Origin of the sequence: Parageobacillus toebii NBRC 107807 (genome assembly GCF_003688615.2) — a bacterium.
Taxonomy (GTDB): domain Bacteria; phylum Bacillota; class Bacilli; order Bacillales; family Anoxybacillaceae; genus Parageobacillus_B; species Parageobacillus_B toebii.
Map to the genome: position 1 here is coordinate 2,826,352 of NZ_CP049703.1, position 22,653 is coordinate 2,849,004.

At 44.3% G+C, this 22,653-nt stretch carries 22 protein-coding genes; 4 read left to right on the forward strand and 18 right to left on the reverse strand.

Going from position 1 to position 22,653, the window contains the following annotated elements; all coding sequences use genetic code 11:
• From DER53_RS14430 to DER53_RS14460, 7 genes are all read right to left on the reverse strand, one after another.
• Window positions 1-1,557 (reverse strand): class I adenylate-forming enzyme family protein, encoded by a 1,557-nt coding sequence (locus DER53_RS14430; RefSeq protein WP_062755208.1) that lies wholly within the window; start codon window positions 1,555-1,557, stop codon window positions 1-3.
• A gap of 29 nt (window positions 1,558-1,586) precedes the next feature.
• A complete protein-coding gene (locus DER53_RS14435) occupies window positions 1,587-2,042 on the reverse strand; it encodes a DUF3237 domain-containing protein (RefSeq protein WP_073968003.1) in 456 nt (151 codons plus the stop codon).
• Between the two features lie 54 nt (window positions 2,043-2,096).
• Window positions 2,097-3,449, reverse strand: a complete 1,353-nt coding sequence (locus DER53_RS14440; protein WP_062755205.1) for an MFS transporter — start codon at window positions 3,447-3,449, stop codon at window positions 2,097-2,099.
• 171 nt (window positions 3,450-3,620) lie between these two features.
• Window positions 3,621-4,400: an enoyl-CoA hydratase/isomerase family protein gene (locus DER53_RS14445; RefSeq protein WP_062755204.1), complete on the reverse strand. Its 780-nt coding sequence runs from the start codon at window positions 4,398-4,400 to the stop codon at window positions 3,621-3,623.
• A gap of 84 nt (window positions 4,401-4,484) precedes the next feature.
• Window positions 4,485-5,345: a 3-hydroxyacyl-CoA dehydrogenase family protein gene (locus tag DER53_RS14450; RefSeq protein WP_062755202.1), complete on the reverse strand. Its 861-nt coding sequence runs from the start codon at window positions 5,343-5,345 to the stop codon at window positions 4,485-4,487.
• Window positions 5,346-5,441: 96 nt separating this feature from the next.
• Window positions 5,442-7,664, reverse strand: a complete 2,223-nt coding sequence (locus DER53_RS14455) for a helix-turn-helix domain-containing protein (protein ID WP_062755200.1) — start codon at window positions 7,662-7,664, stop codon at window positions 5,442-5,444.
• A gap of 119 nt (window positions 7,665-7,783) precedes the next feature.
• Window positions 7,784-9,772: an acetoacetate--CoA ligase gene (locus DER53_RS14460; RefSeq protein WP_062755296.1), complete on the reverse strand. Its 1,989-nt coding sequence runs from the start codon at window positions 9,770-9,772 to the stop codon at window positions 7,784-7,786.
• A gap of 268 nt (window positions 9,773-10,040) precedes the next feature.
• Between DER53_RS14460 and DER53_RS14465 the strand changes: the two genes are divergently transcribed.
• Genes DER53_RS14465 through DER53_RS14475 form a run of 3 tightly spaced genes read left to right on the forward strand, consistent with a single transcriptional unit; the run spans window position 10,041 to window position 12,385 of the window.
• Window positions 10,041-10,301: a FeoA family protein gene (locus DER53_RS14465; RefSeq protein WP_062677947.1), complete on the forward strand. Its 261-nt coding sequence runs from the start codon at window positions 10,041-10,043 to the stop codon at window positions 10,299-10,301.
• Window positions 10,288-11,022: a FeoB small GTPase domain-containing protein gene (locus tag DER53_RS14470; RefSeq protein WP_062755198.1), complete on the forward strand. Its 735-nt coding sequence runs from the start codon at window positions 10,288-10,290 to the stop codon at window positions 11,020-11,022. Before DER53_RS14465 ends, DER53_RS14470 begins: the two co-directional genes overlap by 14 nt.
• Window positions 11,023-11,029: 7 nt before the next feature.
• On the forward strand, window positions 11,030-12,385 hold the full coding sequence (locus DER53_RS14475; protein WP_167317835.1) for a ferrous iron transporter B: 1,356 nt from the start codon (window positions 11,030-11,032) through the stop codon (window positions 12,383-12,385).
• 162 nt (window positions 12,386-12,547) lie between these two features.
• Here DER53_RS14475 and DER53_RS14480 read toward each other — a convergent pair whose 3' ends face one another.
• From DER53_RS14480 to DER53_RS14530, 11 genes are all read right to left on the reverse strand, one after another.
• Complete coding sequence (locus DER53_RS14480; RefSeq protein WP_062755194.1) at window positions 12,548-12,985, reverse strand: hypothetical protein; 438 nt, start codon at window positions 12,983-12,985, stop codon at window positions 12,548-12,550.
• Window positions 12,986-13,028: 43 nt separating this feature from the next.
• The gene (locus DER53_RS14485; RefSeq protein WP_062755192.1) at window positions 13,029-13,652 is read right to left on the reverse strand and encodes a histidine phosphatase family protein; all 624 of its coding nucleotides are present in this window, start codon (window positions 13,650-13,652) and stop codon (window positions 13,029-13,031) included.
• Window positions 13,653-13,831: 179 nt separating this feature from the next.
• Window positions 13,832-13,954: a hypothetical protein gene (locus DER53_RS14490; protein WP_375781771.1), complete on the reverse strand. Its 123-nt coding sequence runs from the start codon at window positions 13,952-13,954 to the stop codon at window positions 13,832-13,834.
• A 1-nt stretch (window position 13,955) separates the two neighbouring features.
• Window positions 13,956-14,438: a GNAT family N-acetyltransferase gene (locus DER53_RS14495; protein WP_223812192.1), complete on the reverse strand. Its 483-nt coding sequence runs from the start codon at window positions 14,436-14,438 to the stop codon at window positions 13,956-13,958.
• A gap of 93 nt (window positions 14,439-14,531) precedes the next feature.
• Window positions 14,532-14,837 (reverse strand): DUF5634 family protein, encoded by a 306-nt coding sequence (locus tag DER53_RS14500; protein ID WP_062755190.1) that lies wholly within the window; start codon window positions 14,835-14,837, stop codon window positions 14,532-14,534.
• 14 nt (window positions 14,838-14,851) lie between these two features.
• Window positions 14,852-15,463: a sporulation-specific diadenylate cyclase CdaS gene (cdaS, locus tag DER53_RS14505; protein ID WP_062755188.1), complete on the reverse strand. Its 612-nt coding sequence runs from the start codon at window positions 15,461-15,463 to the stop codon at window positions 14,852-14,854.
• Between the two features lie 93 nt (window positions 15,464-15,556).
• Window positions 15,557-17,587: an EAL domain-containing protein gene (locus DER53_RS14510; protein WP_062755187.1), complete on the reverse strand. Its 2,031-nt coding sequence runs from the start codon at window positions 17,585-17,587 to the stop codon at window positions 15,557-15,559.
• 153 nt (window positions 17,588-17,740) lie between these two features.
• Window positions 17,741-18,487, reverse strand: coding sequence for an IucA/IucC family C-terminal-domain containing protein (locus tag DER53_RS14515; protein WP_062755185.1), 747 nt, complete (start codon window positions 18,485-18,487; stop codon window positions 17,741-17,743).
• The gene (locus DER53_RS14520) at window positions 18,484-19,299 is read right to left on the reverse strand and encodes an ABC transporter ATP-binding protein (RefSeq protein ID WP_062677957.1); all 816 of its coding nucleotides are present in this window, start codon (window positions 19,297-19,299) and stop codon (window positions 18,484-18,486) included. The genes DER53_RS14515 and DER53_RS14520 overlap by 4 nt, the downstream gene beginning before the upstream one ends.
• A gap of 18 nt (window positions 19,300-19,317) precedes the next feature.
• On the reverse strand, window positions 19,318-20,364 hold the full coding sequence (locus DER53_RS14525) for a FecCD family ABC transporter permease (RefSeq protein WP_062755183.1): 1,047 nt from the start codon (window positions 20,362-20,364) through the stop codon (window positions 19,318-19,320).
• Entirely contained in the window at window positions 20,361-21,362 is a 1,002-nt protein-coding gene (locus DER53_RS14530) for a FecCD family ABC transporter permease (RefSeq protein WP_062755181.1), read from the reverse strand. The genes DER53_RS14525 and DER53_RS14530 overlap by 4 nt, the downstream gene beginning before the upstream one ends.
• A 182-nt stretch (window positions 21,363-21,544) precedes the next feature.
• On the opposite strand from DER53_RS14530, the gene DER53_RS14535 reads away from it, so the two are divergent.
• The gene (locus DER53_RS14535; RefSeq protein ID WP_062677959.1) at window positions 21,545-22,519 is read left to right on the forward strand and encodes an ABC transporter substrate-binding protein; all 975 of its coding nucleotides are present in this window, start codon (window positions 21,545-21,547) and stop codon (window positions 22,517-22,519) included.
• Window positions 22,520-22,653 lie beyond the last annotated feature (134 nt).

The following is a 22,653-nucleotide window of genomic DNA, read 5'->3' on the forward strand; positions in this document are numbered from 1 at the left end:
TTACCCCTCCCTATGTTCAAAAACTTTTAACATATCTTTTAATTTTCCTTTTTGGATTTTCCCGCTTGCCGTTATAGGGAACTGTGGAACAAAAACAACCTTATTCGGAAGTTTGTAGTCGGCTAGCAACGGACGCAAAAACTCAAGAATTTCTGTTTCAGTTACGTGAACTCCTTCCTTAGGCTGGATAACCGCATAAACAGATTCGCCTAAGACCGGGTCAGGCAAGCCAATAACAGCAGATGCGAGAACGCTTGGGTGCTGCTGTAAAACGTTTTCGATTTCTTTTGGATATATATTGTATCCGCCGCGAATAATTAGCTCTTTCTTTCGTCCCACGAATTTAATATAACCGTGTTCATCCATAACCCCGAGATCACCGGTATAATACCAACCGTCTTGGTCAAGCACTTCGGCTGTCTGTTTAGGCATATTATAATACCCTTTCATAACGCCAAACCCCCGGCAGGCAATTTCCCCAATTTGCCCTGGAGGAAGCACCTCTCTTCGGTCGTTGACAATTTTCACTTCGTTTCCTTCCAATACTTTGCCGACCGTCTCAAAAATTCGGTCCTCTGTCGCTTCAAACGGCGTAATCGTGACAGCTCCGGTTTCCGTTGTACCAAACGATATACATAACACCATTCCCATTTTTTCGCGTATGGCTTTCACTGTATCTAACGGACAGACGTCAGCCCCTGTTATGCCTGCACGCAAGGAGGATAAATCAAATAATTGAAAATTCAGAATATTTAATTCCATCTTAAACATAGCTGGAACGGCGTGATGGATCGTCACCTTTTCTCTTTCGATCAATTGTAACGCTTCTTTTGGACTGTATCTTTCTTGCAGTACCATTTTCGCTTGGCTGTATACAGCCGACATTAAGTTGCACGCCATGCCAAATATATGGAAAATTGGTGTGCAAATGAGAAAAACATCATTCGCATTACACTTTAAACTGTTCGCAATGGCAATACCGGATTGGACTACGCTGCGATGGGTGATCATTACCCCTTTTGGAGAGCCGGTCGTGCCTGAAGTATATAAAATGCAAAATAAGTCACGATACGAATCGAGCTCAACAGCTGGCAGCGGTTGTTCTGGTGAGCGGGCGATGAGTTGCTCAAAGGAATCAATTCCCGCTTTTGTAAAGCGAACTGTAATCACTTTGCCTACTTTCGCTTGAATTAGATCCAAATCGGTATTTTTCGCTAGCTCCTCGCATATAAAAACGACTTTCATCCCGGAATTTTTCATAATATGTTCTACTTCATGCTGTCGGTATTTTGGATTAAAAGGAACGGCAATGGCTCCGATTTTGGCGATGGCAAAAAATAGTTGGACCGTTTCAAGCCAATTCGGCAAACAAACCCCAACCCGATCCCCTTGTTTGATGCCAAGTGAAACTAACGCAGAGGCTAAGCGGTGAACTTCTTTATGCAAATCGCCATATGTGATTCTGCGTCGAAGGTCATAAACCGCCTCCTTGTGCGGATTTTCCTTTGCTGCTTTTTCTAACAGCTGAGGAACGGACAACACGCTAATAGTCTCCATATTTCCCCATCCCTCCATCTCGAAACAAGTTAAAGAATCTGATAAAATGTAACTTCTACTTTTGTAGGTTTTCTGACTCCTTCCCCAATAAACATCATTCTATTAAGAAAGTCATAATTTTTATTACTTACTTCAAAAACAGGGGAAGTTTTAAAATAATAGGAATCGTGCGGTACATCCTCTCCACGAAAAATCTTATCTACGATTTCCTTTGACCCGTGTCTATATCCTCTATTAATTACATAAATGGGAACCCCGTTATCCGTTTCAATCGTATAATGGGCTGATAGTTCCGTCACCCCATCTTTTCGAATTAATTGATAGTCCGCCCCGCCAGAGAGTACCTTTCCTCTCATACGAGCTCCCTCAAAACTCCCACCAATAATCGGGATAATCCTTCTATATCCGATCCCCACATCTCCAATTTCTATTGGCCTCCCTACTTCAATATGAGCCGTGAATAAGTGTTCAAATTTTATGATTATCCCCCCCTTTTACAATTGAATTGGATATCCTGTAGTGACGAAAAGCTACAATATTTATGAAACAGTAATTCTCTCACTAGTTGATCCAACTTGTTCTTTATGATAAACAGCATATTTTTCTTGTACTAATAACATAGCCAGCCCGCCTAGTACGGCTGCGCTCGCAATCGCCGCAAAATTATATTGGGGCAATAAATTAAAGGATAATAAAATCCCTATAAATGTCGGAGCAACGATTCCGCCAATTCGTCCAAACGCCATCGTACTTCCTAAAGCAGTAGAGCGCATTATTTCTGGATAGTATTGGGAAACAAACGCATTCGCAATATTTTGAACGCCGACCGAGGCAGCACCAATAATCGCAATTAGAGCAAAAGCGACTAGCATACTGTTCGTAAAGCCGATGAGCGACAAGGCGATCGCTCCGCAGAAGAATAAAGGAACAAGTACTTTCTTAAATCCCCATTTATTGACTAACGGACCGAAAACAACCGTACCGATGATCGCTCCCATTTGCATCACGGCGGTAAACGCAAGGCTGGAGCTCAAATCATAACCCGCTTTCATCATCAGGCGGGGAAGCCATGTATTCATCGAGTAAATCAACACAAATGCACTGAAACAAGAAATCCAAAACATGACTGTGCTAAAAGCTCTTTTCTCTTCGAATAATTTAACAATAGGCAAAGAGTCTTGAACTTTGCTTTCGGGCTTCACTAGTTCAACTTCACCATCATTGCCGATATTAGGATCAATCAACCAAAGAACTTTTCTTGCTTCTTCTTCCCTTCCCTTTTCTAAAAGAAACCCTATTGATTCTGGAACACCTTTCATTAAAAACGGAAGAAACAGTAGCGGAACACCCCCGATCCAGTAGACGGCCTCCCACCCAACCGTCGGCAAAAGCGCCCGGCTCGTCAACGCTGCAGCAATGGCTCCAACAGAATAACCACAAAAAATAGAAGCGACGATCGCTGTACGAATTCGCTTTGGAAAAATTTCTGTCGCCAATGCAATGACATTGGGCATAACGCCGCCGAGGCCAATCCCAGCGATTATACGAGAGATGGTGAATAAAATCGGGTTTGGGGCAAAACCGGAGAGCAATGTGAAAAAACCAAATAAGAATGTCGTTAATAAAATAATTTTCTTACGCCCCATTTTATCAGCTAACATTCCAAACAATACAGCGCCAATGGCAGTTCCGATTACCGTATAGCTACCAATGGCACCTGCGGTAACGTCTGAAATTCCCCATTCTTGAATAAGCAAAGGAACAGAAGTGCCATAAATGACAACATCATACCCATCGAACGTGATAACAAGGAACAGCCAAAAAATGAGCCAAATATGAAAAGAATGGACTCGACTATTGTCGATCACATCGATCGGGTGAATTTGTTTCATACTAACTCCCTCCTCATATATTCACTTTTTGTCCTCGTCATCCGCCACCTTTGGTTTGCTAGTTGTTAAGGACAAATCGCCTCCCAAAGGTAGCGAACCTATGTCTAAGTTGATAGGGCAGCGGACTTTCCTAACCATCTCTAATACCAACTGCATACCCTTGATGTTTATTTATTTTCCGCTAAACACCGGCTTTCTCTTTTCTGCAAAGGCACGCATTCCTTCTTTCCGGTCTTCTGTCGCAAAGGCGTTTCCGAAGCAGGCGTTTTCCACCATAAGACCCGACTGCAAGTCAACATTGGCTCCTGTGTTGACGGCTTCTTTGAGCATGCGCATCGCAATTGCAGGTTTTTTCGCTAATTTCCCGGCCCATTCTTTCGCTGTCGGTAATAGCTGATCAGATGGGACAACTTTATTCACTAAATGAATGTCGAGCGCCCGTTGTGCATCGATCATCTCCCCGAAATACAACAGTTCTTTTGCCACCCCTTGACCGACGATGCGCTGCAGGCGCTGCGTCCCCCCGCCGCCTGGGATAATGCCGAGGTTGACTTCTGGAAAAGCAAACTTGGCTTTATCGGAACAAATGCGCAAATCGCACACAAGCGCCAATTCACATCCCCCACCAAGCGCAAGTCCATTAATGGCAGCGATGACTGGTTTGGAAGCGTTTTCTATTTTTGAAAAAGCGGCCCGTGAAATTCTGTTCATTTCCATCATTCCCGCTAAATCCAAGTCCAGCATTTCATGAATATCGGCCCCGGCTACAAACGCTTTTTCCCCTTTTCCGGTAATCACAATGGCACTGACATTGCGGTTTGCTTCCAACTCATCGATGAGAGCGTATAACTCATGAAACACTTTTGTATTCAATGGGTTTAACGGAGGGCGGTTAATGTATACGACCGCCACTTGATTTTCCACTTCATATTGTAAAAATTCGTAGTTCACGATAACTCCCTCCAAAAATTAGCTAATGTTTGTTCAACACGAATGATCAACGATGATGGCCATGCCTGCTTCTGATGGCAATGTTTATCGGGCATCGTCATAGTCATAAAAGCCGGCTCCCGTTTTTCTGCCTAGCCTTCCTGCCCGAACAAGTTGTCTCAGCAGCAAGGGGGCAGCAAACCGGTCGTCCTTAAATTCTTGATAAAAATAATCCATGACGTGAAGGCCGATATCGACTCCGGCAAAATCTTGCAGCGTAAACGGCCCCATCGGATAGTTCAAACCGAGTGTCACTGCTTTATCAATATCTTCCATCGAGGCAACTCCTTCTTCAACTAGGCGAATCGCTTCGATAAATTGCGGAATCATAATGCGGTTCACAATAAAACCTGGGGAGTCTTTCTTGACTTCGACCGGCTCTTTTTTCAGTTTTCGGGCGAGTTCTTTCGCTTGTTCGACCGTTTCATCGCTCGTTTTATATCCTCGAACAACTTCAACGAGTTTCATCAGCTGTGGGGGATTGAAAAAATGCATACCGACGACTTGATTAGGACGATTGGTTGCGGAAGCTATTTCAGTGATGGACATCGATGAAGTATTCGTTGCTAGAATGGCGTGTTCAGGAGCAATTTGATCCAACTTTGAAAACACTTCTTTTTTTACGTCTATGTTTTCAATGACCGCTTCAATGATGACATCGGCATGTTTCATTTCACGCAAATCCGTAGATCCTCTCACCTTTTCCATTGCTTCGTGTTTTTGCTCGGGGGTTATTTTTCCTTTCGCGATACTCTTATCCATAAACGATTCCATTCGCGATAACGCTTTTTGCAGCACGCGTTCTTCAAGATCTACTAAAATGACGTTAAATCCTGATAAAGCGGCTAAATTGGCAATGCCACTTCCCATTGTGCCAGCTCCAACGACTCCAATTGTCGAAATCATCGAGCAAGTCCTCCTTTTTTTAATTTTGTTTTTATTGCTAATTATTATAAAAAAGGTGAATATAAAAAAATACCTGCATAATGCAGGAAAACATGCTTATCTTTTCATCATTTTTGCGGAGTCAAGACCATATAAATCATATAATTTTAGCGCCATCATCAGATTAAATCGTTGCTCCGACTCGTTTAAAGAAAAGCCAAGCATTTCTTCTATTTTTTCCATCCGATATTGAAGGGTGCTGCGGTGGATATATAGCTTTTCTGCAGCCTCTGTCAAATTGCCATTGCAGTGGAGGAAGACGCGGATCGTTTGCAGCAAATCAACGTGTCTTTCCGATGAATATCGAATCACCGGACCAAGATATTTCTCTACAAACAGTTTCGCTGCCGAGATTTCTTTTAAATGGTGCAATACCGTATACGCCCCCAGCTCATCAAAAAATGCCAAACTCGTTCCTTGAAAATCATGGACAATGACTTGCAATGCTTGTACCGCCTGCTGGTAGCAAAAATAATAATCGCTGATCGATTTTGTAATTCCCCCGATGCCAAAAAACGCGCGGCAAGACACTCCTTCCGCCTCAATCCACCCATTGATCCGCTGATGCCACTCGTTCCAATATTTCGCTGGCTGTTTTTTTTCTTTGCTTGCCGGAACGATCAAAATATATTTATCTTCTATAGCGCCGTATAAAACAGCTGGATCCTCAATGGCAATCCGCACTTTTAATTGGTCCCATAGTGCAGATCTCTCCACGTTCAGCTTTAACAAATCGGCATGTTCTTGCTCGAGGGCGGGAAATTGCAGATGCAATACAACAATTCGATGCTCGTCAAAAATATTCCATTGAAATACATTGGCATACTGGATAATGCTCTCTTCATCCTGAATCTCTGCTGTCAACAATTTATGCAAAAAGCTATCTTTAAGCTGTTCCTTTGTATCAAAAACGAGCTTCTGCTTAATAAACTGGATAGAGAAAATATTGAGGGCTAATTCGACACTCAAACAAAAAAACTCATCTATTTCTTGCGGATATGCTTCAATGGCTAAATAGCCGACCACGTCTCCCCCGCTGTTAATTGGCCAAACAACAACCGAAACATCTAGGAGGCAATCAAGTTGAAAATATCCACCCATACTGCTTTGCCGCGGCACTTGCCTTGACGCCTGTTTCGCAATTTCCCGAAACTGTTGCTCGTTCAAGCGCCTCAATTCATACGCGATCGGCCGCATAAATCGGTCAAATAAAATAACGTCTTTGGCAAACATTTTACTCAATGTTTTTATGATGCCGTGAAAATCCTCGTTCCGAATCGTTTCTTTCATCAACGTTTGTTGATATTGAAGCAGAAAGCGCAGGCGATGGGTATGGTCCCGCTCCTGCTGGTATAGCCGGACATTTTCGAGCATCACGGCAACGTAGTTCGCAAGCATGTCCAAAATCTCTAGGTCTTCTTTGGTGAATCTTCCTTCGTTTTTCCGCTCGACATGCAATACGCCGATCGTTTTGAAATTGACGACTAGCGGAACGGTTAATTGATCCCCGCCTGGTTTCTCTAAGAAAGGAAAATAGTCGCTTACCCGGTAGTTATTTTTCATCATAATTTGATTCGGGCTGTTCACTCTTCCGTACGAAGGGGGATGAAAAACAAAGCTATTGTCTTCTTCCCGGTATAAATACATACAGGCACCAGCCGCATTTGTCCCTTTCCCTGCCCGTTCGACAATTTTTTCAACAAACTGCTCAATCGGCATATCTAAAGAAAAATGTTGCGCAATCCACTCGACACCGACCATTTTCCTCCGCTGTATCTCTTTTTTCTTGGCCACTGTAATCGCGAGAGCGACATCTTCGCCAAAATCGTCGAAAAGCTGCTTTGCTTCAGCGAGCAAAGATACATGGCGTTGAAACCCAATCATGCAAATGCCGTATTCGCTTTCCTCATCTTTAATTGGGACACTAAACCATGTCGTGATGTCATTCCTCCTTAATAAATCAATTAATGGGCACGTGTCGTTGCCTTCCATCTCCTGAAATGTTACACTTCCTTCAAACAATCGGGGGGAGCAGCTGGCGATCTCAATAGGTGGATATGTCGTTCCGTATAGAAAGTCGCCCTGATACAATGTAGGGACTACATCATTTCCTTCTTTTAATACAATGGCAATTAAATCGCATTCGAGCTCCGCCCGAAACGAATTGACCAAGTATTGCAACGCTTCTCCTTCCGTATCAAACTTCACTAATTTTCTCGCCGTCGTCCGCAAATGGCTTTCAATTTTTTTCATTAGCTTTTGCCGCTTGCTTACCTCCATGCCCCGTTTCTCCTTTATTTGTAATCAAATCTCATCGTCAACATGCATTGAGGTTGTTATTAAGCGGCGGCACTTAATAACAACCTCTCGTTTATCCTCTCCATGAAGGAGGAGATCCGTCAGCTCGTATGCGTCTTCGTTTCGATCGTCTTTGCCAGCTCAATGAAGAAGTCAAGCGCCTCCGGATTCGCCATCGATCCAGGATTGACCGCTTTTTCGAGCGGGAATCCGAGCAGCAGCTTGCGAATTGGAATTTCCATTTTCTTTCCGTTTAATGTTTTTGGAATTTGCTCGACTTGGTAAATTTCATCTGGGACAAAGCGCGGCGATACTTTTTGGCGAATTTCGTTTTTGATTTTCTCTTTTAGCTCCTCATCTAATGCCGCTCCTGGCTGAAGCACGACAAACAACGGCATAAACGATTTTCTTCCCATCAGTTCTAAATCGATGATCAAACTTTCGAGCACTTCATCGAGTGATTCGACAGCGCGGTAAATTTCACTCGTTCCCATGCGGACGCCGGCGCGATTAATCGTCGAATCAGAACGCCCGTAAATGACGCAGCCGCCTTCTTCGTCGATTTTTATCCAATCCCCGTGCTTCCAAATTCCTGGATACGTATCGAAATAGCTGTCCAAATATCGCTCGTAATTTGGATCATTCCAGAAAAACAGCGGCATCGATGGCATTGGGTCGGTAATGACTAGCTCTCCCACTTCATTAATTAAACGATTTCCATTTTCATCAAATGCTTGTACATTAGCCCCTAACGAACGGCATTGGATGATCCCCGCACGAACCGGCAAGATTGGCGAACCGGCAACGAAAGCGGTGCATACGTCCGTCCCGCCGCTGCACGAAACTAGGCAAATATCGTCTTTCACGTTTTCGTATACCCAAGCAAATCCTTCCGTCGTCAGCGGCGAACCTGTTGAAAGAACGGCTTGTAAATCGGAAAAATCGTACAATTCTTTTGGCTTAATGCCAAGCTTCATACAAACGTTAATAAACGCTGCGCTTGTTCCGAAATGGGTAATGCGCGCCTTTTCCGCCAGCTCCCATAACACGTTTCCATCCGGATACGTCGGACTCCCGTCATAAAGCACGACCGACGCTCCGACTAACAATCCGCCGATGAGAAAATTCCACATCATCCATCCCGTTGTCGTAAACCAGAAAAATGTGCTTTCCTTTGTCAAATTTTCTTCAATCAATAGCGATTTTAAATGTTCGAGCAAAATGCCGCCATGCCCTTGAACGATTGGCTTCGGCAAGCCTGTTGTACCGGAGGAATACAAAATCCAAAGCGGATGGTCAAACGGAACGTATTCATAAGTAAGTTCCGCTTTTTCCCGAATGATATCATCCCATAATAAAACGGAATCATCCGGTGCTTGTACGTCTTCCCGCAAATATGGAAGCAAAATCGTTTTTTTGAGCGACGGCAATTTTTCCCGCAATTCGTCGACAATCGGACGTTTATCAAACTCTTTCCCGCCATATTGGCATCCGTCAATCGCAAAAAGCACAACCGGTTCAATTTGCTGGAATCGGTCAATGACGCTGCTTGCGCCAAAATCCGGTGAACAGCTCGACCAAATCGCCCCAATGCTGGCGCACGCTAAGAAAGCGATGACGGTTTCCGGAATGTTTGGCATATATGCCACCACTCGGTCTCCCGGTTTGACTCCGATTTTTTTGAGCGCGTTTGCGACCGCCGCCGTTTTTTCTTTCAGCTCTTTCCAAGCCACTTCACGATAAGGCACGCGCTCGGAACGGAAAAGAAGCGCTGGGCGATCGGATCGCTCGTTTCGAAATACGTGCTCCGCATAATTTAACGTCGCACCTGGAAACCATTTCGCTCCCGGCATTTTCCGCTCTTCTAAAACGCAACGGTAAGGAGTCGCCGATTTCACCTCGCAATACTCCCACACCGATTCCCAAAATTCTTCTAGCTGTTCAACGGACCAATTCCATAATTGTCGATGTGTTTCAAATGACAGACCCTTTTTTTCCTTTAACCAATTCATATAGCGCTTAATATTCGATCGTTGAATATGTTCCTCTGTCGGCGTCCATAATACCGTCCCATCCGTAATCGCTTTCATATTCATCTGCGCAAAAAACGCAGAATTCACCCCTCTCCCACCTATTTTCGATTGAAAATTTAGACTATTTATATAATATCATCTTTTCTTATTATTGAGAATACAAAAGCAGAAAACGAACTGTGTGAAGATAATGAAAAAATTCGTCGTAAAACCAAAAAACAAAATGATTGACAAAACAAAGAAGGCGGAATAAGATAAAAAATAAAATTTGGTTTTGTGCAAAATTATAACCTTAACGCAATTTATTGATAAGGAGGAAACTATTATGCCTTCAGTAAAATTGCAGCGTTTATCCGAGGCAGAAGAAGGAGAACGTTTCCGTATTGTGAAGCTTGACATACAAGATGGAACAATGAAACGAAGATTGCTTGACTTAGGATTTGTCCCAGGATGCGAAATAAGCGTTCTGCAAAAAAGCCCACTGGGAGACCCAACCGCATATCGTGTCAGCAACACAACGATTGCATTGCGGAAAGAAGAAAGTGACCATATTTATGGGGAGAGGATACGCGATGTCCACAAATGAATATACAATCGCACTTGCGGGAAATCCGAACACAGGAAAAAGCACATTGTTTAACGTTTTGACCGGATTGCGACAGTATACCGGAAATTGGCCGGGAAAAACGGTCGTTCATGCGGAAGGATTTTTTACGTACAATAACAACCGCTATAAAATGATCGATTTGCCCGGAACCTATTCGCTTTATTCGAATTCGGCGGATGAAGAAGTGGCGCGAGATTTTATTATTTTTGAAAAGCCCGATGTTACGATAGTGGTACTCGATGCTACCGCTTTGGAACGAAATTTAAATCTTGCTTTGCAAGTGTTGGAGATGACAAGCAGCGTCATCGTCTGTGTGAACCTAATGGATGAAGCGAAAAAGAAAGGAATCCGCATCGATACCGAGAAACTAGCGGCAACATTAGGAGTGCCGGTCGTTCCGATTTCCGCGCGCAATAAAGAAGGAATCGACACGTTATTAAAGACAATCGATTCGATGGTGCGTGGAAAAATCAAAACAAACCCGATTGCCGTCCGGTACAGTCCAGAAATTGAACAATGCATCGAAAAGCTCATTCCACGCGTGAAAGAGGTTATTGGCGATGCGTACCCTGCCCGCTGGGTCGCGCTTCGATTGCTTGACGGAGATATGTCTTTGCTTCAGGCTCTCCAACAACAACCGCTTCCATCCGTAAAGGAGGTGTCTATATATGCATGCCACGATACCGCAAAGTCCGTTTGAAGAGCTGATGAATGAAGCGCGAGCACTGGCGCCTGCGGATACGCGCGAACAAATCGTATCGGCTATTTTTCGCACCTCCCAAGCGATTTGCAATGAAACGGTCACCTATACGAATCAAGCAAAACAATACGAAACGGAAAAGCTAGACCGCATTTTTACTTCAAAATTATGGGGATTTCCGATCATGCTTGCGATGCTTGCGGTCGTTATTTATATCACGATTGCCGGCGCGAATATTCCATCTGGCATGTTAGCAGACTTTTTCGGATGGCTTGAAGGATATCTTACCCTTTTCTTTCAAGCACTGCACGCCCCTGACTGGCTGCACGGGTTGCTTGTGTTAGGGTTATATCGAGGCACTGCTTGGGTCGTCAGCGTGATGCTTCCGCCGATGGCGATTTTCTTTCCAATTTTTGCATTGCTAGAAAACTATGGATATCTCCCGCGTGTCGCTTTCAATATGGACCGCTTGTTTAAAAAAGCGGGAGCGCACGGAAAACAATCGCTCACGATGGCGATGGGATTTGGGTGCAACGCCGCGGCTATTCTGTCGACGCGCATCATCGAGTCGCCGCGTGAACGAATGCTGGCGATTTTGACGAACAGCTTCGTCCCTTGCAATGGACGGTGGCCGACATTGATCTTGCTGTCTTCCTTATTTATGGCGGCAGGCTACACTGGCGGATGGAAAACATTGGTCACTGCTAGTGTCGTCGTCGCGATGGTGCTGTTTGGCATCGTCGTCACGCTGACGGTTTCATGGGTGCTGTCAAAAACAGCATTGCGCGGCATCCCGACCCATTACACATTAGAACTGCCGCCGTATCGGCGCCCGAAAATATGGGATACGATTATTCGCGCCACATTAGACAAATCCATTTATGTGCTAAAGCGAGCCATTGTGGTTGCCGCTCCAGCTGGAGTATTAACATGGATACTAGGAAACATTCATATCGGGGATACGACCGTCCTCGCCTATATCGCCGATTGGCTCGATCCATTCGCGCGAGCACTTGGGCTTGATGGCTATATTTTAATGGCGTTTATTTTAGGATTGCCCGCCAATGAAATCGTCTTGCCGATTTTATTAATGGGGTATTTATCGACTGGTTCCTTGACGGAAGTCGATGGTCTGCACTCACTCAAACAAATTTTCGTCGACCACGGCTGGACATGGCTGACCGCGCTCAATATGATGCTGTTTTCCTTGCTTCATTATCCGTGTGGCACCACGCTCGTTAATATTTACAAAGAAACGAAAAGCAAAAAATGGACGTTTGTCGCTTTTGCGCTTCCGACAAGCATCGCTATTGCTGTCACGTTTTTCACCGCGCAACTTGCCAAATGGTTTGGCTTTGTATGAAAAATCCCCGTTTCCTTGTTTAGAGGGAACGGGGATTTTTGTGTGTGATTGTAACTTTATGGTTTTCTATTAATCAAGTTAGTTTACCCATCGTCCTGTCAAATTTCCCCTCGCCGTTAAATACGATAATCGCTTCCATTCAATCAGTTTCCGACGTAATAACTACATAAAATATGTAAATACTCGTGGGTTAGATGATGAATTATGTATTTTCCACACGTCGTGATCGCATAGAAAATGCAGAAAACGTTTGAACGTAACAAAATTTTCAGCTAAATCTGTCCAGATTGGATCAAGTAAACGCCCACCTTTTTTGCTGACCTCAATATATTTCTTTGCTGTCGAGGCCAATGAACGAAATTTACCATTCAAAAGCAATTTAATTACAGAAAATAGGCCGTTTTGTTTCCAATCGATCATTTTAAACGCTGAAGAAGCCATTAATTGTTTAAGAGAAAGAATCATTTTTTCCATATAATCTTCCATCGTACCTAATAAATGAACCAATTCGGAAACAAATATATTGCTTATTCCTGAGGAAACTACGCTTCCAATTACATTTTGCTGGATAAAAAATGTCTTTTCGCTGCATTTAACCATACACCCGCTCCTTTTCGAAAACAAAGGAGCGGGATATGGTCAATCATACTTCCCTTACTTCTTCCAAATGCGACACATCGCCTTCAGTAATCAATTCAAACTTCCCATCGTTTACCCGCACGGTCGTAACGCTGGTTCCATACATATACGGAGGAGCCCAAAGCTCTTTTAACGGCATGTTTTTGAAACGAGCGATAACCGTCTTTAACACCACCCCATGCGTAACAATTAAAATGTTTCCTTCAGGGTGGCGTTTGATGATTCGCTCAATGGCGGCAAACGCCCGGTTTTGGACATCGATGAACCGCTCGCCGCGCCGTGGTGTGTATAAATGCGGATGATTCCAAAAGTGGTCGAACATAATAGGATCCAATTCTTTGATTTCCTCATGGGTCTTTCCTTCCCAGTCGCCAAGGTGAATCTCCCGCAGCTGTTCTTCGGTATAAATCGGAATCAGCCGCTCGCCGCGAATCAGCTGGGCGGTTTCGAGCGCTCGTCCGCTTGTGCTGGCGTAAATCGCGGTCAAATCGACTGCTTCCAGCCGTTTTCCAAGCCGCATTGCGTCTTGCCGCCCCTTTTCCGTAAGCGGCGAATCTTGCCACCCTTGCATCCGCTTTTCAACGTTCCATCGCGTTTCTCCGTGTCTAGTTAAATATAACGTTGCCATTCTCGTTCCCCCATTCCTGTTGTCTCTTATTGTTCCACCGCCGGCTCCAGTTTTTGTTTTTTCACTATCAAATACTCACTCATACTAGTTCTCCTTCTCCTAAATACATCGTTCCCATTTCGATATATTTCTTCTACTCCTTGTTCGTTTTGCGCACACGGTATGCTTTCGCATTGGTTTTAGAGCTGGCAGCTAAATTTTTGGATTTTCTTTTTTGCTTGTCTCCAAATATACCAATCTAACAGCGGATTTTCCAGCTTCATAGAAAATCTGCCGCCTCCAAGCGCGATGATTTTCCTCATATCAGTTCAGCCACTTTACGAGTTTGGTCATCCATATCCCTTCTGGCATCCTCATTTGTTCGACTTCGCGGAAACCGTGACGTTCATATAGACGAAGCGCAGGTATATTCGCGCTTCCTGTCATCACGATGATTTCGTTCGCATTCCGTTCTTGATGACAGACAAACTCAATCAAGGCGCTGGCGATCCCTTGCCGGAAAAAGCCGGGATCCACCATCAAGCGGCAAATGTGCACGGTCTTTTCTGCCCGCTCATAGGAAATCGCTCCTGCCAGTTGTCCCTGCTTTATATATCCATAAAACCGTTCACCGCACTGCTGCAACGTTGCGACTGTATCTTGCAATGGCGGAAGGTCGGGAAATCCGATCAGCCGCGCCTCGACAGCGTAAGAACGGAATTGAAGGAGCAGCACCGCCTCCGCCCATTCGTCTGCCTCTATGTTTATTTCCTGAATCATGCCTTCCTTTCCTTTCTGTTTCATCATGCGCCATCCATTTTTACTTCTCGATGATCGCTTTGTTTTCCTTTTTGCTTCACGAAAAAAGACGATCTTGCCTGAGGGCATCAATCGTCTTCGTTATCGTCTATCAGTAATTTCATCCATCGCTTCTTGCAGCAAGTAGTACCCTTTTTGTTCCCGTCCATCTTTTCGTATCGTCCATTCTTGTTTTTCCAATGCCAGCTCACCGCGTTCATTTTTGACAAATGGCATATGAAGGACAATCATATCATCATCCTTGTTGATCGTATAGCCGATGTAATACTTGTTTCCTGTGCCTTCTTCTTCGAAAATGCCGACTTGGTCCAAATGATAAACATCCATCAACGGCTGCAGCGTGTCAATAAACTCATGGATAATCACGCTTCTTGGCGCAAATTCCATCTTTCTCCCTCCTCTCATCGACGGAGTACGTATAATCGTCCGTTAATGGCAAACGAGATGGCGCCGGTTTCTTCGGAGACGACGATTACAAGCGCATCACTTCGCTCTGTTAACCCAATTGCGGCGCGATGGCGGGTACCTAATTTCCGCTTCGGTGTCACATGCTCGGCAAGCGGCAAAATATTGCCTGCCGATACAATTTCGTCATAACGGATTAACGCTCCCCCATCATGAAGCGGATTGCCTGGATAAAAAATCGTTTCTAACAACGTATGTGAAACCTTTGCCCCAATAGGAACACCATGATGCAATAAATGATCCAGCGAATCCTTTCGCTCAATAACGATGAGAGCACCATGACGGCGTTCCGCCAAATGTTTTGCCGCAAGGGACAAATCGTCATAATGCGGCGTATATTCCGCTAAATAAGAATGCAAATAAAAAGAAGCGGCCGCTGTTTGTACATCCAAGATATGCTTTTGCAATGTTTCTAAACGCGACAATATACAGCACTCATCCATCATTAACGATTGGCGGATTGCTTCCGCCTCCTCCGTAATGTCGCGCAGTGAACGAATTATTTGCTCTTTCATCGGTTGATTAAGCGGTAAAAACTCTTGAATCATGGAACTCCCCCATCGCCGTTTGTTACTATTAGTGTGCGACATTTATAATGAAAAACGGACGGAAATAATAGGAAATCCCTTCTAATGTATTCATTAGAAGGGATGAGAATCAAATACCATATACTCTTCTAGCCATTTTTGCAACTTCTCGGCTTCTAACGACTTGCTAAAGTAAAACCCTTGGGCAAAGTCGCAATCCATCTGTTGGAGAAGCGCTACTTGATGATACGTCTCGACGCCTTCCGCCAATACTTGAATATCCAAGCTTTTCGCTAAATGAATAATCGTATCGACAATCGTTGCATCTTTCGAGTTCTCCGCAATTCCTTGAATAAAGCTGCGGTCAATTTTTAATAAAGACACCGGCAGATTCCGAATGTACGCCAACGAAGAAAATCCTGTGCCGAAATCATCAATGGCTACTTGCACGCCGATATTTTTTAACTGAGTTAAAATATGCTTGCCCGTTTCAAAGTTTTCCATCAAGCCGCTTTCTGTCACTTCCAAAATTAAATGCTCTGGCGCGAAATGCGTATCCCGTAAAATATGGACAATATGCTGAACCAATTCCGTTCGATTTAATAAAAACGGCGATAAGTTGACAGCTAATTTCAGCCCAGGGAACTGCGTCTGCCATTCTTTCACTTGGCGGCACGAATGTTCAAGCACCCATAACGTAATTTCAAAAATGAATCCGCTCTGTTCGGCAAGTGGAATAAAGTCGAGCGGCGGAATTTCTCCAAGCGATGGGTGGCGCCAACGCAACAGTGTTTCCACTCCCATCGTTGCACCGCTGTCAAGCTTAATTTTCGGCTGGTAGCATAAATAAAATTGCTCACGCAAAATCGCAAACGGCAAATCTTGTTCAATGATCGCTTTCCGATTTTGCGTCGGACGATAAAACTCATAACCATTTTTTCCTCTTTTTTTCACATTATATAGAGCTTGATCGGCGTATTTCATGACTTGCTCGATTCGGTCGCTATCTTTTGGGAAAAAAGCAATTCCCATCGATAGCGTAGACTGAATAAGCTGTTTTTCATAATAAAACGGCTTATGGAACGTTTGAACAAGCTCATCGGCGAGTTTCGACACTTCTTCTTTTGCTATGTTCGGAAGCAAAAGCACAAATTCATCTCCGCCAATGCGCGCAAAAAAATCTTCGGAGCGCAGCACGCTTTGCACCCTTCTTACCGCTTCCTGCAAAAAATAGTCGCCAGCTTGATGGGAAAAGTGATCGTTAATCCATTTAAATTTATCAAAATCCAAATAACATAACGCAAAATCGGTTTGGCTTTCGATCAGCTGCTTTATGTATCTCTCAAAATAGCTGCGGTTCGCAATGCCTGTTAACGAATCAAAGTAGGCAAGCTGCCGTAACTTTTCCTCGTATTTTTTCCGTTCGCCAATGTTTTTCACCGTCACAATCACATAATCAAGTTCATTTTGTTCATTCACAATCGCTTTCCCTTGCGCTTCCATCCATATCCATTTTCCTTCGTTATCGCGCTTGCGAAATTCAGCGATTTGAGTGTCATATGTACGATATAGCTCATCAAACTTCCTCACAATGTTCGGCAAATCATCAGGATGCACAAATTGTAAGATATCTTCATACGAATATTGGTGAATTGCCGTGCCTACTTTCTCAAGAGATGATGGTATGTATAATAGCTCACGTTTATTGGAAAAAATAAGAATATAATCCGTAGAATGTTCAGCGATGAGTTGAAAATGTTGTTTGCTTTCTTCCAATGCTCGTTCTAGTTTCTTTTCCTTCGTCACATCGCGGCATACGCACAAAATCGAATCGATTTCTCCTTGTTCATTTACAATCGGCGAAAAAACAGCACTCACTGGAACGATACGGTCATCCGCTTTTTTAATCGTCCATTCTACATTATGTATGGATTTCCCGTTTCTAACCGATTGCAATAACGGTTCTACTACGATGGTTTCCATCTCAGCAATGGTTTCAAAATGGGAGTGTCGTACCGCTCCGCTGCCATTTGTACCTAACAGTGCTTGAAACGCAGGATTCGTATAAATGACATATCCTTCTGTATTTAAAATCGCGACTGCCTCGGTAAAATGATGGAAAAAAGCAGCATACTTACCTGTCATGAAGCAATTACCTCTCAATGATAGTTTTTAAGAAAAGCTGCCTTGTATACTTTCATTTTTACGAAAACATATACAAAAATCAACAAAATTCGCGAAAATTTCTTGAAAAAAAAAGAAACAACACCGCTTTTGCGATGTTGCTTCATCAGGTTATCAGCTGATCGCCTGACAGCGCTGACTAGCTATACAAGGACATGTCTGACAATGTGTTCCTCCATCTGTTTGGTAATAAAGGCAACATGTTGACCGCTGTCTCGGATGAGCGTTTCCTTTCCAAAATCGTTTTAACGGATTTTGTCGAGGAGTGCCGAATAACGCTCCATCTGCGTCGTGAACGAGATAATGAAAATCATCGCAAAGCTGTTCGTGGACATGGGCAAGGGTTTCATCATTCATAAGCGTTTCATACAGCCAATAAATGTAAATCGCGATATTCTCCCATAATATATGGGCAGATATTTTTGTGATTTTCCGCAATTTTTCTATCAGCGGGAAAAGGTGCACCGCAAATAGCTGTCTCACCGTCTCTTCCCGCCATTGGTCACGACAGCCCGTGCATATTTCTGTCTTGGGCTCCTCAAAACGAAAAGTCGGCAGCCACCTATCATCATGATCGTCCGTTTCCATCCAAATCCGCTCTGGTGACAGCACAAGCCGTTTATTCCAAACGGACATCGCATAAAGCGACATCGCGACAAGGAAGCTATATCGTTTGATCAACATCGATGCCGCGACAGCGTCATTGGCAGCGCCAAGCCTGTCGCGCACTTTTGCTACATAATCGATGAGCACGCTATCCTCAGACAGACGATCCAAGCGAATCGATAGCGGCGAATTGGTTTGAGCGGTTGAAAGCCGATATGTTTCTAATACCTTTATTTCCTCCGCGGAAAGAATCATGATGAAACGCCTTCTTTCTGTAGAATGCATCTTCCTTTTCCGTATGGAATGCAAAGTGGAGTTCCAAATAGTGGATCATATGTCACTTGACAATCCATTTGAAATACGTCTTTCACCAATTGACAGGAAATGATTTCTTCCGGTTTTCCTTGCGCATATATTTTTTTATCGCGAATCGCCACAATATGGTGAGCGTAGCGGCAAGCCAAGTTTAAGTCGTGAAGCACCATGACAATCGTGCGCTTTTCCTTCTCGTTTAACTCAAACAATAAATCAAGAATTTCAATTTGGTGCGTCATATCCAAATACGTCGTCGGTTCGTCCAATAAAATAATGTCCGTATCCTGCGCCAGCGTCATCGCAATCCAAGCCCGCTGCCGCTGTCCCCCTGAAAGCGAATCGACCGGACGCTCCGCTAATTCTGTCATCCTCGTTGCTTCGAGCGCACGCCGCACCGCTTTTTCATCTTCTTCGCTCCATTGTTTCAGCCACGTTTGGTACGGATATCTCCCTTGCTTAACAAGCTGCAGCACGGTCAATCCTTCCGGAGCCGTTGGCGACTGCGGCAAAATCGCTAACTTTTTCGCCACCTCTTTTGTCGGCAATTTCGCGATTTCCTTTCCTTCCAGCAAAACCGCACCGCCCGCCGGTTTCAAAAGCCGTGCCAAAGCGCGCAATAACGTCGATTTCCCGCAGCCATTTCCCCCGATAAATACGGTAATTTCTCCTTTTGGAATCATTAAATCTAATTCATCAATAATGATCGTGTTTCCATATGATAACGTTAGCTCCTTTGCTTGTAAGGCGTTCATGTTCTTCCACCCCTTTTATTATCGGCTTTTATATAATAAGTAAATAAAATACGGCGCCCCAACTGCCGCGGTAAACACCCCGGCTGGAATTTCCATCGGCGCAAACAACATGCGCCCAGCAAGATCAGCGGCCATCACGAAAATAGCTCCTAATAGCGCGGAGGCCGGAAGAAGCGCTCCAAATGAGGAACCAACAAGCCTTCTCGCCATATGCGGCGCCATCAACCCGACAAAGCCAATGCCTCCCGCGAAAGCGACCGCTCCTCCAGTTAAGGCAGTGCTTAGTAATAGAAGGAAAAAACGCTGCTTTTGCAGGGAAACTCCCGCGCCGATGGCCAATTCATCGCCTAATTCTTGAATGTTCATCTTCCGTACTGATAAAAAACTGATTGCTAATAAGATCAATGCCCATGGTGCAAGCAGTGTAACATGTTTCCACGAAGCGCCATAGACGCTTCCGGTAATCCAAACGTTCGCCTGACTCGCCCGATAAATCGGTCCGGTAATCATCAATAACGTTGTGCATGCCTGCATGAGTGCCGATATTCCAACCCCAATTAATACAAGCCTTAGCGGCGCCATTCCATTTTTCCATGAAAGGACATAGACAAGAAGCGCCGTTATTGTTGCACCAAGAAAAGCGGCGAACGGCAGCCAATGAATACTAATAGTCAAGGAATGGTTTTCATCGCTAAACAACGTCAAAAACGCAACGACCGCTGCCGCGGCCCCGCCCGTAATGCCGAGCACGTCTGGCGAGGCGAGCGGATTGCGAATCATCCCTTGCAAGATCGCTCCCGCCGCCGCAAGCAACATTCCTGCTAACAATGCGACAAGAATCCGCGGCAAGCGAAACGTATAAATCACGACTTCGTTCATATCCGAACCATTTCCAAACAACGTCTTCGCTATTTCCAACGGGGAAATATACATTTCGCCGCTTCCAATGCTGACAAGAAATATAACCACATTAACAGCTAATAGTATCAAACTAATAGTTATCGCTTTTTTGTCGACTAAAAACGAGATCGACTTCCCAATTCGCAACGATGTATACTTCTTCATTTCGCCAAAATCCCCCTACGGGCAATATAAACAAAAAACGGAACGCCGAGAAACGCTGTCACAATTCCGACCGGAACTTCGCGCGGCATTAAAATATAGCGGGCCCCAATATCAGCCGCAATTAATAAAATCGCTCCGATCAAAGCACAGTACGGCAATACCCAGCGATGGTCCACGCCAACTAGCGCACGCGCAATATGAGGAACGATGATGCCGATAAACCCGATCGGTCCGGCAACAGCAACCGAACTTCCGGCAAGCAGCACGACAAGAAGCGCTGCTCCTGCTTTCACCGCATTCGTGCGCTGTCCTAAACCTTTCGCCACATCATCTCCCATCATTAAAATGTTCACCTTTTGCGCAAACAGCAGCGAACCAATCCAGCCAACGATAAAGTATGGAAGAACGGCTGTTAACATTTCCAGCTTCCGTCCGGCTACCGAACCAGCCAACCAAAATAAGACTTCTTCAAGCGCCTTTTCATTCGCCGCTAACATTCCTTGTGTTAATGAAGCAAACAAGGCGGCGACCGCCGTGCCGGCAAGCGTTAATTTCAAGGGGGTTGCTCCGTCTTTTCCAACAGCGCTAATGATGAACACGATTGCCGCTGCCAGGGCGGCACCGCTAAAAGCGAGCCATGTAAATACTTGCAGCGAATGTACTTGGAAAAAGGTCACAAATAGAACGATAAAAAAGCCAGCACCTGCATTAATGCCGAAAATTCCTGGAGAAGCAAGCGGATTTTTCGTCAGCGCCTGCATGAGCGCTCCCGCCATTGCTAAACTCGCTCCTACCGCCGCAGCAATCAGCGCCCGCGGCAGACGGACCGTTTCAATAATGATATGGGCATTCGAACCGTTATTGTTTGTAAATGCCTCTATCGCATTTTTCCAACTTGTATCGGTATATCCGTAAATGATGCTCATCCAAATGGTTGCAAGCAACAACAAGCATAGGAGGAACAAGCCAATCGATTTCTTCTGGTTTGTGGCTAACATCCTAAATCTCCCTTATATATTATCTATCTCTATCGATAAGTCTATTTGATAATGACTCTCAACGTCAATGGTTTTTTATTTTATTTTCACCCATATTTTTTATTGACAATGATTATCGACATCATTTATTATTTTCGGTATAAATGAAAATCATTATCAAATAAATTAAAGGGGGATACATAATGTTCAAATCTAAACTCTCTTTTCTCATTGCCGCCGTTCTCTCTCTTCTTGCCATTCTCGGCGGCTGCGGCAAAAATGAGGAGGCAGATCCAAAACAAACGAACAGCAATAAAAAACAAACAGAAACAACCTATACCATTGAACACGCCATGGACACCACAGAAATAAAAGGAACACCGGAGCGCGTCGTCATTTTAACGAATGAAGGAACCGAAGCGCTATTGGCGTTAGGCGTCAAACCGGTCGGCGCGGTCAAATCATGGACAGGCAACCCATGGTACGATCACATTAAAGACAAAATGGAAGGCGTCAAGGAGCTTGGAACGGAAGCAGAACCAAACCTAGAAGCGATCGCGGCATTAAAACCGGATTTAATTATCGGCAATAAACTGCGCCATGAAAAAATTTACGAACAGCTAAAAGCCATTGCCCCGACTGTTTTTTCCGAAACGCTTCGCGGCAACTGGAAAGATAACTTTATGCTCTATGCCAAAGCAGTGAATAAAGAAGAAAAAGGAAAAGAAGTCATCGCTGAATATGACAAGCGTATTGAAGACTTAAAAGCAAAATTAGGCGATAAATTGAAAATGAAAGTATCCATCGTTCGCTTTATGGCAGGAGATGTCCGCATTTATCATAAAGACTCCTTCTCCGGTGTCATTTTAGATCAGCTAGGATTTTCCCGTCCGGAATCGCAAAATGTCAACGACTTTGCCGAAATGGGTGTAACGAAAGAACGCATCCCGGCGATGGACGGCGATATCCTCTTCTACTTCACCTATGAAACAGGAGACGGAGAAGCAAGCAAACTAGAAAAAGAATGGATTAACGATCCGCTCTTTAAAAGCTTAAACGTCGCAAAACAAGGAAAAGTGTACAAAGTAAGCGACACGATTTGGAACACGGCAGGCGGTGTGCTCGCTGCCCATTTAATGCTCGATGACATCGAAAAATATTTCTTGCAACAACAATGAATGCAATAAAGTTGCCCTGCATACGCAGGGCAGTTTTTTGTGCAAGCAGCCTCCATCAACAGCGCTGTCGGCAGAAAAACGTTGCCGCTTCCGCTGCACTATGTTAGATTGAAAGTACAAGTTTATTATAGAAA

Coding starts and splice junctions, on each gene's coding strand:
- DER53_RS14430 (WP_062755208.1), bottom strand. CDS start 1,557: ATGGAGACTATTAGCGTGTTGTCCGTTCCTCAGCTGTTAGAAAAAGCA.
- DER53_RS14440 (WP_062755205.1), bottom strand. CDS start 3,449: ATGAAACAAATTCACCCGATCGATGTGATCGACAATAGTCGAGTCCAT.
- DER53_RS14450 (WP_062755202.1), bottom strand. CDS start 5,345: ATGATTTCGACAATTGGAGTCGTTGGAGCTGGCACAATGGGAAGTGGC.
- DER53_RS14455 (WP_062755200.1), bottom strand. CDS start 7,664: ATGGAGGTAAGCAAGCGGCAAAAGCTAATGAAAAAAATTGAAAGCCAT.
- DER53_RS14460 (WP_062755296.1), bottom strand. CDS start 9,772: ATGAAAGCGATTACGGATGGGACGGTATTATGGACGCCGACAGAGGAA.
- DER53_RS14465 (WP_062677947.1), top strand. CDS start 10,041: ATGCCTTCAGTAAAATTGCAGCGTTTATCCGAGGCAGAAGAAGGAGAA.
- DER53_RS14470 (WP_062755198.1), top strand. CDS start 10,288: ATGTCCACAAATGAATATACAATCGCACTTGCGGGAAATCCGAACACA.
- DER53_RS14475 (WP_167317835.1), top strand. CDS start 11,030: ATGAATGAAGCGCGAGCACTGGCGCCTGCGGATACGCGCGAACAAATC.
- DER53_RS14480 (WP_062755194.1), bottom strand. CDS start 12,985: ATGGTTAAATGCAGCGAAAAGACATTTTTTATCCAGCAAAATGTAATT.
- DER53_RS14485 (WP_062755192.1), bottom strand. CDS start 13,652: ATGGCAACGTTATATTTAACTAGACACGGAGAAACGCGATGGAACGTT.
- DER53_RS14490 (WP_375781771.1), bottom strand. CDS start 13,954: ATGAGGAAAATCATCGCGCTTGGAGGCGGCAGATTTTCTATGAAGCTG.
- DER53_RS14495 (WP_223812192.1), bottom strand. CDS start 14,438: ATGATGAAACAGAAAGGAAAGGAAGGCATGATTCAGGAAATAAACATA.
- DER53_RS14500 (WP_062755190.1), bottom strand. CDS start 14,837: ATGGAATTTGCGCCAAGAAGCGTGATTATCCATGAGTTTATTGACACG.
- cdaS (WP_062755188.1), bottom strand. CDS start 15,463: ATGATTCAAGAGTTTTTACCGCTTAATCAACCGATGAAAGAGCAAATA.
- DER53_RS14510 (WP_062755187.1), bottom strand. CDS start 17,587: ATGACAGGTAAGTATGCTGCTTTTTTCCATCATTTTACCGAGGCAGTC.
- DER53_RS14515 (WP_062755185.1), bottom strand. CDS start 18,487: ATGATTCTTTCCGCGGAGGAAATAAAGGTATTAGAAACATATCGGCTT.
- DER53_RS14520 (WP_062677957.1), bottom strand. CDS start 19,299: ATGAACGCCTTACAAGCAAAGGAGCTAACGTTATCATATGGAAACACG.
- DER53_RS14525 (WP_062755183.1), bottom strand. CDS start 20,364: ATGAAGAAGTATACATCGTTGCGAATTGGGAAGTCGATCTCGTTTTTA.
- DER53_RS14530 (WP_062755181.1), bottom strand. CDS start 21,362: ATGTTAGCCACAAACCAGAAGAAATCGATTGGCTTGTTCCTCCTATGC.
- DER53_RS14535 (WP_062677959.1), top strand. CDS start 21,545: ATGTTCAAATCTAAACTCTCTTTTCTCATTGCCGCCGTTCTCTCTCTT.